Source organism: Cellvibrio polysaccharolyticus (assembly GCF_015182315.1).
In the GTDB taxonomy this organism is placed as follows: Bacteria; Pseudomonadota; Gammaproteobacteria; order Pseudomonadales; family Cellvibrionaceae; genus Cellvibrio; species Cellvibrio polysaccharolyticus.
In genome coordinates, this window is sequence record NZ_PRDL01000001.1 from 2704553 (window position 1) to 2720296 (window position 15744).

The 15744-nt window shown below is 51.1% G+C and carries 14 protein-coding genes; 6 read left to right on the forward strand and 8 right to left on the reverse strand.

The window, feature by feature from the left end; all coding sequences use genetic code 11:
- Window positions 1-129: 129 nt before the first annotated feature.
- Both C4F51_RS11575 and C4F51_RS11580 read left to right on the forward strand, forming a co-directional pair.
- On the forward strand, window positions 130-807 hold the full coding sequence (locus C4F51_RS11575; RefSeq protein WP_193909960.1) for a response regulator transcription factor: 678 nt from the start codon (window positions 130-132) through the stop codon (window positions 805-807).
- Entirely contained in the window at window positions 800-2179 is a 1380-nt protein-coding gene (locus C4F51_RS11580; protein ID WP_193909962.1) for a sensor histidine kinase, read from the forward strand. The genes C4F51_RS11575 and C4F51_RS11580 overlap by 8 nt, the downstream gene beginning before the upstream one ends.
- Here C4F51_RS11580 and C4F51_RS11585 read toward each other — a convergent pair whose 3' ends face one another.
- Window positions 2180-4153 (reverse strand): spermidine synthase, encoded by a 1974-nt coding sequence (locus tag C4F51_RS11585; RefSeq protein ID WP_193909964.1) that lies wholly within the window; start codon window positions 4151-4153, stop codon window positions 2180-2182.
- A gap of 456 nt (window positions 4154-4609) precedes the next feature.
- On the opposite strand from C4F51_RS11585, the gene C4F51_RS11590 reads away from it, so the two are divergent.
- The 3 genes from C4F51_RS11590 to C4F51_RS11600 are packed head-to-tail and all read left to right on the forward strand — an operon-like array spanning window position 4610 to window position 7244.
- Window positions 4610-5485 (forward strand): ABC transporter ATP-binding protein, encoded by an 876-nt coding sequence (locus C4F51_RS11590; protein WP_193909966.1) that lies wholly within the window; start codon window positions 4610-4612, stop codon window positions 5483-5485.
- Window positions 5482-6855, forward strand: coding sequence for a hypothetical protein (locus tag C4F51_RS11595; protein ID WP_193909967.1), 1374 nt, complete (start codon window positions 5482-5484; stop codon window positions 6853-6855). The genes C4F51_RS11590 and C4F51_RS11595 overlap by 4 nt, the downstream gene beginning before the upstream one ends.
- Window positions 6855-7244, forward strand: coding sequence for a GntR family transcriptional regulator (locus tag C4F51_RS11600; protein ID WP_193909969.1), 390 nt, complete (start codon window positions 6855-6857; stop codon window positions 7242-7244). Before C4F51_RS11595 ends, C4F51_RS11600 begins: the two co-directional genes overlap by 1 nt.
- Before the next feature lie 106 nt (window positions 7245-7350).
- Here the strand turns inward: C4F51_RS11600 and C4F51_RS11605 are convergent, their stop codons facing one another.
- Entirely contained in the window at window positions 7351-7809 is a 459-nt protein-coding gene (locus C4F51_RS11605) for a winged helix-turn-helix transcriptional regulator (RefSeq protein WP_193909970.1), read from the reverse strand.
- Window positions 7810-8010: 201 nt separating this feature from the next.
- Between C4F51_RS11605 and C4F51_RS11610 the strand changes: the two genes are divergently transcribed.
- A complete protein-coding gene (locus C4F51_RS11610; protein ID WP_193909972.1) occupies window positions 8011-8862 on the forward strand; it encodes an SDR family oxidoreductase in 852 nt (283 codons plus the stop codon).
- A 63-nt stretch (window positions 8863-8925) separates the two neighbouring features.
- Here the strand turns inward: C4F51_RS11610 and C4F51_RS11615 are convergent, their stop codons facing one another.
- The 6 genes from C4F51_RS11615 to C4F51_RS11640 form a co-directional block, all read right to left on the reverse strand.
- A complete protein-coding gene (locus C4F51_RS11615; RefSeq protein ID WP_193909974.1) occupies window positions 8926-11415 on the reverse strand; it encodes a TonB-dependent siderophore receptor in 2490 nt (829 codons plus the stop codon).
- Window positions 11416-11529: 114 nt separating this feature from the next.
- Window positions 11530-12480, reverse strand: a complete 951-nt coding sequence (locus C4F51_RS11620) for a FecR domain-containing protein (protein ID WP_193909976.1) — start codon at window positions 12478-12480, stop codon at window positions 11530-11532.
- A 9-nt stretch (window positions 12481-12489) separates the two neighbouring features.
- Window positions 12490-13014 carry a sigma-70 family RNA polymerase sigma factor gene (locus tag C4F51_RS11625; protein ID WP_193909978.1) on the reverse strand — a complete coding sequence of 175 codons (525 nt, stop codon included), beginning with the start codon at window positions 13012-13014 and terminating at the stop codon, window positions 12490-12492.
- A gap of 144 nt (window positions 13015-13158) precedes the next feature.
- Entirely contained in the window at window positions 13159-14307 is a 1149-nt protein-coding gene (locus C4F51_RS11630; RefSeq protein ID WP_202987670.1) for an MFS transporter, read from the reverse strand.
- 234 nt (window positions 14308-14541) lie between these two features.
- The gene (locus C4F51_RS11635; RefSeq protein WP_235992520.1) at window positions 14542-14700 is read right to left on the reverse strand and encodes a hypothetical protein; all 159 of its coding nucleotides are present in this window, start codon (window positions 14698-14700) and stop codon (window positions 14542-14544) included.
- Between the two features lie 122 nt (window positions 14701-14822).
- Entirely contained in the window at window positions 14823-15572 is a 750-nt protein-coding gene (locus tag C4F51_RS11640) for an SDR family oxidoreductase (protein ID WP_193909981.1), read from the reverse strand.
- Between the last annotated feature and the right edge of the window lie 172 nt (window positions 15573-15744).

Sequence of the window (15744 nt, forward strand, 5' to 3'; positions counted from 1 at the left end):
TATGCGTTTTTGGAACAAAGAGCCTGACGGAAAACGGACAGGATGGCACGATCTAAACAGTGAGACTAAACAAATCTAAAGTAATGGTATGATTGTTCATTATTTTTCATAGCGGAGAAATCCCCCCCAATGCGCCTGCTTATCGTTGAAGATGATCGCGATCTGGCAAAGGGACTCGCCAACTCACTTACGCCTTCCGGCTTTACCACCGAAGTGGTGCACACTGGCCATAATGCGATTGCACAGTGCCAGCAACAACAATGGGACGCCATTATTCTGGATCTCGGTTTGCCGGATCTGGACGGATTATCGGTGTTGCGCAAAATTCGCCGCTACAGCAGTACGCCGGTGTTAATTCTCACCGCACGTTGCGAAGTGAATGACCGGGTAGACGGGCTGGACGCCGGTGGCGATGATTACCTCGCAAAACCCTTTGCGCTGCGCGAACTCGAAGCGCGTTTGCGGGCGCTGCTACGCAGAGCCAACCCGCAGGATTCTGAAGTGCGCTTTGGCGATATTCGTTTTGATACAACATCGCGCGAAACCCGCATTGGCAATAAAGACCCGGGGCTTACTGCCCGCGAATTGGCCACATTGGAATTGTTGTTACAACGGCCAGGGCGTGTGGTGAGCAAATCACGCTTTATTGATGCGCTTTACGATGCCAGTGAAGACGTTAATCCGTCCATGATTGAAGTTCATATCAGCCGTTTGCGTAAAAAACTGGGCGATGCCGGTTCATCGGTGATTGTTCGAGCATTGCGCGGTCTTGGTTATCGCCTGGAGTATCCCGATACTCATGAATAATTTGCGAACCCACAGTTTAAAAAAGCAACTGCTTAAACACCTTTGGATTCCGCTGCTGATTTTGCTTACCCTGGGTGGCATCGGTTCTACGCTGGTTGCTCATCAAATCAGTACGCTGGTACACGATCAGTGGCTGCTGGATTCGGCAATGACGCTCAAAGAGCAAATCAACATTGGTGAGCAACACGTAACGCTGGATTTGCCGCAGTCGGCCATTGAGATGTTTGTGTGGGATCGGGTTGATAATATTGATGGCCAGGTGAGTACCGCGCAGCAGGGTGTTATTTTCAGCACGTCCGCTTTCCCGGAAATTACCAAAGCAGCCAGTCATCGCAAGCCGGACTTTTATAACGGCGTGATTAATCATTACCCGGTGCGCATTGTCAGTTTCAGTTACACCCATCCGCAACAGCCCGATAATGCTATTTATATTCAAGTGGCTGAAACCCTGAAAAAGCGCGAGAACACCAGTGAATGGATTTTGTTGGTGATGTGCGCGCTTGAGATTGTAATTCTGTTACTGACGGGCTTGTTTATCTGGATGGCAGTAACCCGCAACGTCGGCAAAGTGGATGCCGTTGCCGAACAGTTGGCAAAATATCAGCCGGAGGACAATGCCCCCTTTCAACCGTTGGCATCGGTACCACGGGAAATTGAACCGCTGATTGATGCCATTAATCAATTGGTGAAGAAGATTCACGAAGCACAGGCCTTTCACAAACGGTTTATTGCCAATGCGGCGCACCAGCTACGCACGCCTTTGTCGAGCCTGTTATTGCAAATCGAATATGCCTTGCGCGAGCGGGATGAGCAGCGGCACACCCACGCATTGGAAGATGCGCACCGTGCCGTTACCCGTTTGCAACACGTTACCCGGCAACTGCTGACGCTGATGCAGTCGGAGCGTCAAACCGCCTCCATTTTGCAATTAAAACCTCTCGACCTTGCAGACCTTGCGCGCGGTGAAGTGGAACGCTTTTCCGATATGGCGTTGCACCGCGAAATCGATTTGGGGTATGAAGGGCCGGAGAAAGAGGTGATCATCAACGGCGAAGCGCATTTGTTGCGGGAGTTAATCAGTAATCTGCTCGACAATGCTATTCGCTACTGCCCAGCCCAAAGCACCATTACTCTGATCCTTCAGGAAAACCCGCTTTGCTTGTCGGTATTGGATGACGGCCCCGGTATTCCGCCTGAAGAACAGCGCTGGGTGTTGGAACGGTTTTATCGTGGCAAAACCGTTATTGCCGATGGTTGCGGGCTGGGGCTTTCCATTGCCGATGAAATTGCCCGCCGACACCAGGCGCAATTGATGTTGCGCACTGGCGAGCACGGCAAAGGCACAAGAGTCGATATTCTTTTTAACGGATAGTTATTTCACAACCGATAGCAAGTTGCTGTAGTCATCCGTCCATATAGTCGTGTTGCGGGTGTTTTCCGGCCATGAAACCACCTGCTGCGCTATTTCCGGGTGCTTGAAAAAACTTTCGTCAGCGGCAATCACCACCCACTCGGCATCATTCACGTCATCGTCATCTGCCAGCACCTTGAAATAGCGCGCACTTTTATTCATGGAAAGGGCAATTTCCCGCACCAGCGGCGACAAATTCAAATGGCTATTGGAAATGTGCACCGCCAGCGCGCCCGCCGGTTTCAGATGATTCCAATACAATTCAAAGGCTTCTTTGGTTAACAAGTGCGCAGGAATGGCTCCGCTACTGAACGCATCCACCACCAGCACATCGTAATTGTCACCGCCCTCTTCCGCGAGTTTTCTTGCCATGGAAACTCTGGCATCACCCAATACAATATCAATGTCGGCATCGCTGTCCGCCAGGTAGGTAAATTGATTGTTGGCGAAAGCTTTTACCTGCGGATTCAGTTCATAAAAGCGGTAAGTATCACCGGGGCGGCCGTACGCGGCCAGGGTGCCTGCGCCCAAACCGATAATGCCCACCTGCATATTGTCAGATACCGGAAGGTGTTCCAGCGCTAAAGCAACACCGGTGCCGCGCCGGTAGTAACTGACCGGTGTGCCCGTGGCATCAGCGGCCAACAATTGTGTGCCGTGCGATGTGGTGCCATCAATTAAACGGCGCTCCAGCCTGCCATTTACTTCTACGTCTTTAGCTTTGAGAATGCCGTAAAAATTTCTTACCGCAAGCACGTCATTCTGATTATTCAGCGTATTCAAATAAAAGAACCCGCCACCCAGCACCAGCGGATAAACAATTGCCAGCTGCGCCAGTAATAACGGCCTTTTTTCCTGTGGCAGGTGATACTCGCCCCTTTGCCAGAGCACGCACCCGGCAACCAGAAAAAATACCGTAATAATTGCTAATGGGAATTCGTAATAATTGGAAAACAACGTCTGCGCAAAAAACACCACAAAGGCACTGCCCAAAACTCCACCCAGAGAAATCATCAAATAGAACAAGGTAAGCCGCTCGGCACCGGGCTTGAGCAACGCCAGCTCACCGTGGCAAATCATGCAGGCAGACAGCAGGATCAATGAATAGATCGCCAGCTGGGAGAACAAATTGAACCAGGAACCAATGAAGAACATCACAATAGCAACCACAGACGTCGCCATAAACACAGCAAACCAATACCAGCGCACATACCAACGGTGGCTATGAAAGCTGATGATGTAAGTCAGTAAATAAATACACAGCGGCATCAACCACAAAAAGGGCACTGGCTGTACATTTTGTGTCATGGAGTTGGTGGTAGCCAGCAACAACACAACACCCACCGCTGGCAGTAACAACCACAAAAAAATGCGCGATCGAACCGCTTGCCCGGTAGCTGCCATGGCCTGAGGCTCAGCAAGCAGTAAGGGATTTTTCTTATACATCGACAGACAAACCGCGAGGATGGCAGCGGCGTAAACCCCGTAGCCGACTGACCAGAAGGCGGTTTGTGCAGAGAGCGAAAGAAAAGGCTCAAACACGAAAGGGTAACTTAATACCGCTAACAAAGAGCCGACATTTGACAATGAGTAGAGAAAATACGGCGGTTTTTCCTGATTGCCGTAGGTTAGCCAACGCTGTATCAAGGGGCCGGTGGAAGACAAAATAACGTAAGGAAGACCAACAGACGTTGCTAACAGCAGGATAATATTTTTTAGTGGCGCCTCGGTGCTCGCCTCGTACAACAAATTAACACTCAACGGCAGTGCCAACAAACTGAATATCGACAACAGCGCATGCAGACCAACCTGCAACCGCACATTGGCCAGTTTGGTCAGGCAGTAAGAATAAAAATAACCGCACAACAACAGCCCCTGAAAGAAAAACATGCAGGCCGTCCAGATAGACGCGCCACCGCCGAACAGTGGCAACATCAACTTTGCCATGAGGGGTTGAATTTGAAATACCAGAAATGCGCCGCTTAAAACGACAAATAAAACCAATGAAGAGGGCATACGGTTACTACATCAATCGGGAACGAAAATACGCGCTCCGGAAACGCATCGGCATAAAACTGCCGGAAAAGAATGATGCCAGAAAACTGCCTTTAACTTCTCGAACCACTGCACGTTATTGCCCCTGACGAAGCCGCCCTCCCCTCCATGCCGCCGGGTATAGCGCAAAACCGAACGTCCGGATCAGTCACTATTTCAGGATCTGCTTGCAGCTTTTGCCAATGTGTATTAGTGTAGCAATACACATAAGGTAAGAATCAATACACCTGCCTTGAAGCCTGTTTTGCCGGGTGCTCGCCGGGCAAGCGTGAAACGCCACAAGACCAACCGGCCATGCCGCCGGGTTACCGCCAAGACTAACGATAGGGATTTTTTATGCGTGCCTGCGTATCGCTACACAACTTGCAACGTAAACTCGACAGCACCCTTATTCTCAAAGGGATTAGCGCTGAGGTTTTGCCCGGTCAGGTAATTGCATTGCTGGGTAAAAACGGCTCTGGCAAAACCACCCTGCTGGAAACCATTCTCGGTTTTGGCTTTCCTTCAACCGGCAGCGCTGTCTTATGGGATGTTGCGGCAACAGAAATTTCCGGTGACATCAAGCAGCGCATCGGTTTTGTACCACAACAGGACGAGCTACTATCCAGCCTGACCGGAAAGGAACATCTGCGCCTATTCAAAAGTTTCCGGCCGCGCTGGAATCAACCACTGGTAGACAGGTTGACCATCGAATGGACCATCCCGATGGATCTGAACACCGGCAAAATGTCGGTCGGCCAGCGGCAAAAATTATCCATTTTGCTGGCACTCGCGCATGAACCGGAGTTATTGATTCTCGATGAACCGGTAGCCAGCCTCGACCCCATCGCCCGCCGCCAGTTTTTACAACAGCTGGTAGATATCGCTGCAGATGAACAACGCTCGGTTATTTTTTCTACCCATATCGTCACCGACGTAGAACGTGTGGCCAATCAGGTGTGGATGCTGCGCGAAGGTCAATTGACCTATCAGGGCGGGCTGGATGAACTGAAGGAATCGGTGGCAAAAGTTACCCTGGTAGCGGCTGAAGCGTTTACCGGGAAATTCTCCCTACCGGATGTAATCAATCAGAAAGTACAAGGAAATGTCGCCCAGCTGACATTTATGAACTGGAGTGAAAGCCGCGAAGCCGCCTTGCTACAGCAGTTCCCTGCTCGTATAGACGTGCAATACCTCGGGCTGGAAGATATTTTTCTGGAGATGAATGTATGAGCCTCTCCGTGCAAGTCAATCAATACTGGCAACTTGGCCGCGTGGTGCTATTGCCCGCTCGCTTTTTGCGCTGGTTATTTTCAATTCTTCTCTCTCTGATTGCCCTGGGTAGTATTTTTTTTCCACAGGGAAAGGAGGTTTTTCTAGCAGTTGGCGCGGGTGTTTCTTTTTTATTACTGGCAATAATAGGTATGCAAGTACCGGGGCAGATGTTGGCACTGGCAAGCAGCAAGCAGTTTCGCCATCTGGCTGATTTGCGAGGCAAACTCTTTGCTATATCTTTTGTATTCTGGTTTTCGACTGCACTCATCGCCAGTAGTTTTTTCTATCATCTTGAATCGGATAAATTAACTTTTTGGGATATGTTGACGATGGCAATAGTCGCCACGTCTTTTATCACAACAACCTTGACAATCATTGCTGCCTATTACCCGCCCGCAATGGCAGTTTATCCTATCGTTTTTTTTATCGCTCTTCCGGAATTTTTCCAAAGAACATTATTAACGGGAGAAATTCAAAGCCTCTATTTATGGGGTGGGAGCGCTTTCGTTTGGGCAGTTTTTTATGTCTGGTGGAAAAGGTGGCACCCGAAAAAATATTTAGCCAATGCAATGCTCTTATCCTCCAGGGAAATCAAGCAACATGTTGAGGAAAAGAAGTCAAAGGAACATAAATTTTCTTCTCAACCACTTTCATTAAGTGGCTCTTTGCTAATTGGCCAGTCAGACGGCTTTTTATTTTGGTTTAAACGGGAAATCATTCTGCCCTTTTTCTTTCTTGGTTTAGGGCTGGTTTTTATTGTCTGGCGGGACATAACACCGGAAAAGATACCGGAAATACTTGTTACAGGTTTTCTCTTTTTCCTGATTGCCGGGCGAGGCGGATCGTTTCTTCATTCGCTACATAAAAACCTTTATCGTCTATGGATGAACACAAACAAATCGAGAATGGAAGTGTTTTATTACCTGGAGAAGGCTTATTTCTCCTACTTTTTTGCATCAACCCTTCCTGCTGTTTTGTTTGTTGTACTGGTAAATCACTTCTTTTTCGAGGACCTTGTTAGCACCTTTTATTTTGGCTATTTACTGCTGATTGCTACCTTATTTGTTTCCTACTCATACTATTTGGGGCTGGTGATTTATGCGAAATTGACGGCGAGCCAGACGGTGCTTGGCTGGATTCTTCTGGCTACTTACATTTGCCTGATAACCGGCATGGTGTTCTTTAATATTCTGTGGGGTCAGAATATCAGCCAGGATCACGCGGATTATTTGTGGTTCTCAGGTGGCCTTGTTGTACTAACCGTGCTATTTCGCCAGTGGGCAAGATCCAGCTGGAAAAAGGTTAACTTTTACAGGGCGAAAAGCTGATGTTTACACTCAACGCGCAATCCGGCATTCCTATTTACCGACAGCTTGCCGAGCAAATCCGGCGTATGGTAGCTGGTGGGCAGTTGCAAGCCGGTGACGAATTACCATCGGTGCGTGAACTGGCGGTTGCGCACGCCGTAAACCCCATGACAATTTCCAAGGCTTACAGCTTGCTGGAGGTAGAAGGCATTCTGGCTCGTCAACGCGGCAAACCTATGCAGGTAGCTGCGCAAGAAAAGTCCGCCAATAGTGAACAGCAACGGTTGGAACATCTGCGCCCCCAGCTTGAACAACTGGTACTGGCGGCGCGGCAACTGGAAATTTCCGATGCATTATTAGTGACCAGCTTGCAGGAGTTGTTGACCAACAATAAACCCGGCGAAAGTTAATCCCGCTCCGAACGAAGCACTTTCATTTAAAAAACCTGAAAATTACAAGGAGGTAATTTTCAAAAAACTATCCACTTTTTTAAGATTCCCCGCAATTTTTGTAACGTCAAACAGAAGCCGGTACGTCAACCGATTGGAGTGATTCACGGCTTTGCAGAATCGCAGGCAGGTTGACTTCCAACCAATCCGCCAAATCCTGGACTTTTTCTGCGGCCTGCTCACCGAGCGGCGTCAAGGTGTATTCCACATGGGGCGGCACCGTGTTAAAGGAATGACGATTGACCATGCCATCCCCCTCCAGCCATTGCAGTGTCTGGGCAAGCATTCGTTCGCTCACGCCGCCAATTTCGCGCCGCAAAGCGCTGAAACGTCGGGTTCCCGGTAGCAAGGCAATTAACACCAGCACACCCCAGCGGCTGGTCAAATGCTGGAGAACTTCCCGCGACGGACAAGCCGCAGCCATCACATCGCCCCGCGCCAGTTTTTCTGACAAAGAGGCTACCGGACGCGCGGTACTAACCCCCACCGCCTCCACCTTTAACGCATTTTTGGCCTTCGAAACCATTTTATACTTACCTTTGTGTTAGTACTTACAAAAAATAATAAAGGGTTTTATAGTGGATTTTCAAGCGGTCGTGCTTTGGCACAGCTTTACCGAAAGTCGGCTAGCCTTATTGGGTACCAACCAAACCCGGCGGCAAACCGGTATAGCTGCCAGGCTTTCTGCACATGAGTTCACCTGTCCAGGGTCTTAAAGGAGTCAACCATGACTATTGCAATCACCGGCGCCACCGGCCAATTGGGTCGTATTGTTATCGAAAAACTGAAAGACAAAGTACCTGCTGCTGCCATTATCGCGCTGGTGCGCAGCCCGGAAAAAGCTGCTGATTTTGGTGTTACTGTGCGAGCAGCCGACTATGCCGCACCGGAAACGCTGTTGTTGGGATTAAGCGGCGTAGACACTTTATTGCTGATTTCTTCCAACGAACTGGGGCAGCGCGCCACCCAGCATCGCAACGTAATTGATGCCGCGAAAAAAGCCGGTGTTAAACACATTGTTTACACCAGCTTGCTGCATGCTGACACTTCATTGTTAAGCCTTGCTGGCGAGCACATTGAAACTGAGGCCGCGCTGAAAAATAGCGGTATTGCTTACACCATTTTGCGCAACGGCTGGTACACCGAAAACTACACCGGCTCTTTGGCTGGAGCTGTTGCCTCCGGTGCAATCAATGGCAGCGCTGGCAATGGCAAAGTTTCTTCAGCAACCCGTGAAGACTATGCCGATGCAGCGGTCGCCGTATTGACCGGTTCCGGGCACGACAACAAAATCTACGAATTAGCCGGCGACACCGCCTGGACACTACCCGAGCTCGCTGCTGAAGTATCCAGACAAACCGGCAAAACCATTGCGTACAACAACCTGCCAGAAGCCGATTACGCTGCCGCTCTTAAATCCCACGGTTTTCCGGAAGGTTTCGCTGCGGCATTCGCGTCATGGGATACAGGCGCATCAAAAGGCACGCTGTTCGATGACAGCCGCGTACTTTCCAAACTGATTGGCCGCCCCACTACACCGCTGTCCGAGTCGGTAACAGCTGCGCTAAAAGCATCCTGATATCGGATTTATTTTTATTGAAAAAACTGCCGGATCAATCCGGCAGTTTTCGTTTGAACACTATCACCAATTGTGCGTGTAGCTGATTTTCATTACTGCGCCGCTGGCGGGCAAGTGGCTGGTGTTGCTGTCGCTGCGCAGCAGCTGGCTGTACATCGGGTAGTAATAGCGGTTGAGCAGGTTCTCTACGCCAAACACAACCTGGCTTTCATCACTGATTTTCCACTGGCTGACCAGATCAAGCGTGGTGTAACCGCTGGTATCGCGGCGGCTGAAACCTACTACACCGTTTAACCGGTAATCCTTCCCGCGGTACGTAGTGCTTTGCAGGCGGTGGCTCCAGGCATCGGTTGGTCGGTATTCAACATACGCGGTGAGTTTTAACGGCGGAATACGGCTGCCCGGCATGTCCTGGTAGGCGGTGGCCGTTTGCCCTTTCTCGCGGCCTTTCATCCAGGTCACGCTGGAACCTGCATGCCAGCGATCGTCAGCGGTAAAATAATCAATGCCACCTTCAATGCCGTGAATGCGTTCGCTGGTGCGAGTTAAACGCAAACCATTGTTAAAACTTTGCACGCCGCCCAGATCTGAACTGGATTCAAACACGCTAATAGTTGCCAGCGTGTTGGACCAGCTACCGCGCCAACCCAATTCCGACGAGTCAATTTTTATCGCTTGCAAATCCGAGCTGCGAATATTGAAGGCAAGCGACGCGTTGCGAACCTGCAAACCGATATCCGGCAATTGAAAGCCCTGACTGAAAGAAGCGTAAATTTCCTGGGTTTTGCTCATGGCAAACACCACACCGGCATTATGCGTCCAGGAATCATAATCCACCGTGCCGCCTTTAACTTTGCCTGGGCTGGCAACATTCAATTGCGATAACGGCATAAAATCGTCAAAGCTGCCTTCGGCCTGGTCGTAACGGCTGCCGACTTCCAAAGACCACTTTTCATTAAAGCGATGCTGCAATTGAGCAAAGGCACCGGCGGCGCGGGTGGTCACTGCCGGCATATAAACCAGCTTGCCGGTTTTTTTGAAAACCAGCCCACCGCTCTGGTCATAAAGCGACGCATCAAAAGTATCAATCGGCATACTGGTGCGTTCATCGTGATAATCCACGCCCCACACCAGGCGAGTTTTATTCTGCTCGCCCAACGGTGATTTGATGGTCAAACGACCACCGAATACTTCGGAATTTTGTGTGGCCTGATCTACCTGTGCACCGCGCACTGGAATATTCCTGCCATCAAAAGGAGCAAAGCGGGTGAAAAAATCGCGGTAATAGATTTGCGCAGCCAGCGTATGACCACCGAGATTGCGGTGTTCGTAATCCAGCCCCACCAGCGTGTTGCGCACCTGGTTTTGCTCGGCAAGATCCAGCCCGCGAATAGCACGAGCGGGAACACTACCCGGTGCCAGTTTTGCTACCGACGGGTCAGACGCATAATCGGTATCCTGCTGCGCATCGTAATAACTGGCCGAGAATTGCACGCGCTGATGGTTGTCCGGTTTGTATCCGACTTTTGCCGCAAGGCTGTAAGCATCCGCATCAAACAAGTCGCCCTGGCTTGGCTCGGGTGCAATGCGATTGCCTTTGGCATCGAAAGAGCTGCCAATATGACGTGCGCCCAGACTCAGGCTGTAATCAACTCTTTGCTCCGCGCCGGAAATGTAATGTTGCAACTCGCCGCCCAGCCCTGCGGTGTCAAGCCGCGATAGCGGAGACAAACCGGTAATCGTAGTAGTGGAGCGGGTTTCACCCTCGCCCTGACGAGTGCGCACGGCAACAATACCGCCTGCGGCACCGCTGCCGTAAATTGCGCTGCTGCCGCGTAACACTTCAATTTGCTCAACGTCTGCGGCATTGATGTTGGCCAGGTTGCGGGAAGAACCGCGGTTGGTATTTAAGGGAATACCATCGACCAGGATCAACATTTCACGGCCACGCAAGGTTTGGCCAAAATCGGTAATGGTATGGCTGGAGCTACCCATGCCTGGCACAGCTTTACTCAGCAAAGTGGCAAGGCTGTCCGAGCCTTGTCGCAAGGTATCCAGTTCTTCTTTTTCCAGAATGGTGGATTGACGTGATGAGGCCACCACATCACTTTGCGTACGCCCCGATACATTCACCACCGGCAAAGTACCGTCACTGGAAGCTTCCTGCGGCTTTTCTTGCAACGAATAATTACCGGCGCCCAGTGGTACTGCTTGCAAGCCACTGTTTTCCAGCAAAACCGCAAAACCGGCTTCTACCGAAAACTGCCCGCGCAAACCGTTGGTTTGCAGCCCTTGCAAATGGTGGCTGCTCACACTCAAATTAACACCAGCCTGCCCTGCAAATGCCAGTAACGCCGGTTCCAGTGGGCCGGCCTCAAGCTGATAATTTTTCAATTGTTGTTGCTGTACGCTGGCTTGCGCCTCGGCAACCGGCACCAGCATCACGCTGCCAAACGATAAACCGGCCAACATAAAAATAGCGGTGTGGGTGGCGGCGCGGCGAACCGGCAAGCGACGCAGGGAATACCGGAAACGATTGGGGTTTTCAAACATCGGTGGAGTCCTGATCAAAGGTATTGAAGTGATTTCAAAAGACAGGACAGGCGAGAATAAAAAACCGGACAGCCATTCGGCCTTTTTTTGGAAATTTTTACGGCGGGTTAATTTTTACGGCGGGTTAAAAGTAATCCAGTATTGACTGCGGCGGTTAATACTGACCGGCAATGTCTCTGCCAGTAGCTGCAAGATGCTGTCGGTATCTGCCAGCTGAAAAGTACCGGATACCGGCACATCGGCCACGGCGGCATCGCACCGCAAAATACCTTTACGATAGCGGGACAGTTCGGCGAGAAAATCTGCAAGGCGCATCTGTCGCGCATACATCACGCCATTGCGCCAGGCATCCGCGGCTGCGACAAGCGGCACACTGTCGGCGATGGCCGCGGCAGTAAAACTGACTTGCTCGCCAGCGGCAACAACCCGCGATACCGCGCGTCGCGTAATAATTTCAACAGCGCCCTCAAAAACCGACAAGCGCGTGGATTTTTCTTCATTGCGTACCAGAAAACGGGTACCCAACGCGCGCAATTGGCCATGCTCGGTCGTGACGAGAAAAGGTCTGACAGCATCCGGGGCGGTTTGCAGCCAGATTTCCCCGGCCAGGTGTTTCAACAACCGCTGCTGCGCATCAAATTTCACCTGCACACGGCTGGCGGTGTTCATCGCCATTTCGCTACCGTCTGCAAGAATCATATCGCGGCGCTCGCCTGTGGCCGTGGTGTAAAAAACAGCATGACGGTTTTGAAACAATTGAAAACCCCACCAACTGGCAGCGGGCGCGGCCAACACCAGGGTTAAACTGCTGAGCAATTGCCGGCGGGACATACCACGGCGGGAGCGATTCAATACCGACATACCCAGCGCCGGTTCAACATTTGCCAACTGGCGGCTTAACTGCTGTGCCTGCTGCCACACATATTGATGTTCTGCACTTTGTTGTTGCCACTGTTCCAATGCCTGAAGGTCAGCCGCTGACATGGCATTGCCGTGCAGGCGCGCCAGCCAATCGGCAGCTTCATCAATAATACGGGAACGCGAATTTTCAGCAGCCGGGGTCATGACAGGCAATCAGGCCGGGGACAACATCAGTTGCAAACACTGGCGAAAAGCCTGTGACATATAGCGGGTTACGGTGCGCACACTGACGTTCAAGCGCGTGGCAATGTCTTCGTAACCCAGGCCTTCCAGCTGCGACATCAGAAAAGCAGCACGCACCGGTGCGGGTAACTCACCGAGCAAGGCATCTATTTCGTGAAGGGTTTCCAGCACAATGGCTTGTTCTTCCAGCGAGGGTACCCAGGATTCCGGCAGCGATGCCAGTGCTTCGGCAAATGCCTGCTCCAGCGATTGGCGCTCGAAGTGATTGATCATTAATCGACGGGCTATCGTAGCCAAATAAGCTCGGGGTTCCTGTATTTGCAGCAACATGCCGGAGCGGGATTTGAGCCAGACTCTGAGAAAAGTATCCTGAGCCAGATCCGCCGCGGTGGACGCATCCCCCAACCGCCGCCGCAACCAGCCTTGTAACCAGCGGTTATGGTCAACATAAAGCGCATCCAGCTGCTGATCCGCCAGGGTTTCCGGTAGCGCCAAAGTAGCTCCTCTGCTTACGATGCATCAGGTAGAAAATTTGTTGCTAATGATAATTATTTTCCCTACCAATTCCAAGTGGGCGCTAGCATCCTGAAATGGATTATCCGCAACAGAAACAGTAAAAATCATTGTTACTGCAACCAATCAACCGCTAATGCACACCTCACCTCTGCTCTCGCGGGTGACCACCCGAGCAACCAGAACCGCCAGCAGTGCGGCGGCGATCAGTAAAAACGCGCTTAATTCAAAGGTTGCGCGGTAACCGATCAGGTCAAACATCAGGCCGCCAGCTGTTGCGCCAAATGCAATGGCGAGCTGGACTACCGCTACCATCAGCCCGCCGCCAGCTTCGGCATCGTCCGGCAAGGTTTTTGCCAGCCATGTCCACCAGGCAACCGGTGCGGCTGTTGCTATCAATCCCCATAGAGTGAGCAAAGCTGTCACCACAGAAACCACACTACCCATGATTACCAAAGCTACAGCGATCAAAGCCATAAGCAGCGGGATAATCGTTAACAGGCGGTAAAGGCCATTTGTTAGAAAGTTGCCAATCAGCACGGTACCGGCAAAACCCGATAACCCCATCACCAACAAAATAAGTGAAAGGCCGGATGCATCTACGCCGGTTACCATTTCAAGAAAAGGCCGCAGGTAGGTAAACAAGGTAAATTGCCCGGCAAAAAACAGGCTCACCGCCAACATGCCAGCAGCAACCGGGGGCCGTTTTAACAACCGGAAAACACTGTTGGCTTTTGACTGACCGGTTGGTTTCATCGCAGGCAAGCTCACCAACAGCCAAACGAACGCAATCACCGCCATGGGAACAATACAAAAGAAGGCGCCGCGCCATCCCATTATCGAACCCAGAAAACTGCCTAGCGGTGCGGCAATAACCATCGCCAGCGCATTGCCGCCATTAACGATTGCCAATGCACGTGGCACCTGCTCGTCGGGCACCAAACGCATCGCAGTTGCGGCCGACAATGACCAGAAGCCGCCAATCGCAATACCAATCAAAGCCCGCCCCACCATGTACATAAAATAGCTGGAGGCAAGCGCAACCAACGCACCGGAAACAACCGTAAGCAACGTCAATAAAAGCAGCAGAATTTTTCGATCAAGACGCCCTGCCAATGACGCAATAAAAAGGCTCGTCACCAACGCAAAAGCACCGGACAAGGCAATGCCCTGCCCCGCCTGACCTTCAGTTACGCCCAGATCAGCCGCAAGCGGTGTTAATAAACTGACCGGCATAAATTCCGAAGCGACCAGAACAAACGCACCGAGCGACATGGCAAAAACCGCACTCCAGCGCGGTGAATTGTGGTGATGTTCAGATAACTTCGTACTCGATAAACCCGTTGGCATTAACGATTCTCCAATAGCTCGCGAACGCCCACTGAAACAGCAGGCGCGAGCTATAAAAAATTAAAATCAGGATGAGATGATTGAAACCGAAAAAACGGTTTGAATATTCCGTTTACTCAGCGCGTACGAGGGTGGCATGGTCGATAACGAACCGGGACTTCACATCGCCTTTAACACGGCAGTGTTAAGGATCAAATCAAAACTTTGTGCATGGGCTGCCATTTCTTCAGCATTACGTAAAACAACGACCTCGTTAGCCCCCGGAGCGTTTGGGGCTTCACGTTTGGATTCTGATGTAGCAAAGGCATATACAAACATAACCTACCTCAATCCTGTTACTGAACCGAAAAAATGAATAGCCATTTTCCCGGTTTCAGTCATTCAATCGGTAGAGTATTGCTGTGGTTTTCTTGCCTGATGCTATTGAGTTGCCTGGAAAGCTATACCTGCCCCAAGCCACCATCGACAGGAAGATCAATCCCGGTTACGAAGGAGCTGTCATCGCATGCCAGAAACAGTGCGACGCTGGCAGCCTCTTCCACGCGCCCTACGCGGCCCATCGGCATTGTTTCCAGCATTTTCGGTAGTGCTGCCTCAATAGCCTCCAACGGAACGCCCAATTTTCCAAATATCGGAGTTTCAACGAGGCCGGGGCTGATCGAATTAACCCGTATTTTTCGGTTCTTGAGATCTGTCGTCCAACTGCGCGCAAATGAACGCGTTGCCGCTTTGGTCGCGGAATAAACCGAATGTAGCGGGCTGCCTTTTTTATGAGCAACCGAGGCATTGAGAATAATCGACGCGCCCTCGCTTAACAGCGGTAGTGCCTTTTGCACGGAGAAAAACAAGCCGCGGACATTGGCATTGAACTGCTGATCAAAGTCCTCCGGCGTCACGGCCTCGAATGGAGCAAGATTGTTGACCCCGGCATTGGCAAACAGCACGTCGATCCTGCCAAAACGCGCGCCGACTTCCGTATAGAGCGCGTCCAGCGCATCCAGATCAGAAACGTCCGTGACGATGGGTACAACACTTTCACCAATTTCAGCAGCAGCTTCATCGAGGGAAGATTTTGTGCGACCGACGATAACGACTGTTGCGCCTTCCTGAGCAAACAGCTTTGCCGATGCGAGGCCGATGCCACTACCGCCGCCAGTGATTAGTGCAATCTTGCCAGCCAGTTTTGCCATTTCATATGCTCCTGATTAGTCATAAAGGTGCGAAAAAGTGCGTCGCACCAGCGCGGTTACAATTACGCTTCAACGTGGTGTTTACAGCTCGATACACCGATATCGCAGACCATGTTGGTGATAGAGAGGTCGCGTGCATTGAGTGAAGTGAAACTATAACGAGGCTTGACTG

Coding starts and splice junctions, on each gene's coding strand:
- C4F51_RS11575 (WP_193909960.1), top strand. CDS start 130: ATGCGCCTGCTTATCGTTGAAGATGATCGCGATCTGGCAAAGGGACTC.
- C4F51_RS11580 (WP_193909962.1), top strand. CDS start 800: ATGAATAATTTGCGAACCCACAGTTTAAAAAAGCAACTGCTTAAACAC.
- C4F51_RS11585 (WP_193909964.1), bottom strand. CDS start 4,153: ATGTTGCCACTGTTCGGCGGTGGCGCGTCTATCTGGACGGCCTGCATG.
- C4F51_RS11590 (WP_193909966.1), top strand. CDS start 4,610: ATGCGTGCCTGCGTATCGCTACACAACTTGCAACGTAAACTCGACAGC.
- C4F51_RS11595 (WP_193909967.1), top strand. CDS start 5,482: ATGAGCCTCTCCGTGCAAGTCAATCAATACTGGCAACTTGGCCGCGTG.
- C4F51_RS11600 (WP_193909969.1), top strand. CDS start 6,855: ATGTTTACACTCAACGCGCAATCCGGCATTCCTATTTACCGACAGCTT.
- C4F51_RS11605 (WP_193909970.1), bottom strand. CDS start 7,809: ATGGTTTCGAAGGCCAAAAATGCGTTAAAGGTGGAGGCGGTGGGGGTT.
- C4F51_RS11610 (WP_193909972.1), top strand. CDS start 8,011: ATGACTATTGCAATCACCGGCGCCACCGGCCAATTGGGTCGTATTGTT.
- C4F51_RS11615 (WP_193909974.1), bottom strand. CDS start 11,415: ATGTTTGAAAACCCCAATCGTTTCCGGTATTCCCTGCGTCGCTTGCCG.
- C4F51_RS11620 (WP_193909976.1), bottom strand. CDS start 12,480: ATGACCCCGGCTGCTGAAAATTCGCGTTCCCGTATTATTGATGAAGCT.
- C4F51_RS11630 (WP_202987670.1), bottom strand. CDS start 14,307: ATGTCGCTCGGTGCGTTTGTTCTGGTCGCTTCGGAATTTATGCCGGTC.
- C4F51_RS11635 (WP_235992520.1), bottom strand. CDS start 14,700: ATGTTTGTATATGCCTTTGCTACATCAGAATCCAAACGTGAAGCCCCA.
- C4F51_RS11640 (WP_193909981.1), bottom strand. CDS start 15,572: ATGGCAAAACTGGCTGGCAAGATTGCACTAATCACTGGCGGCGGTAGT.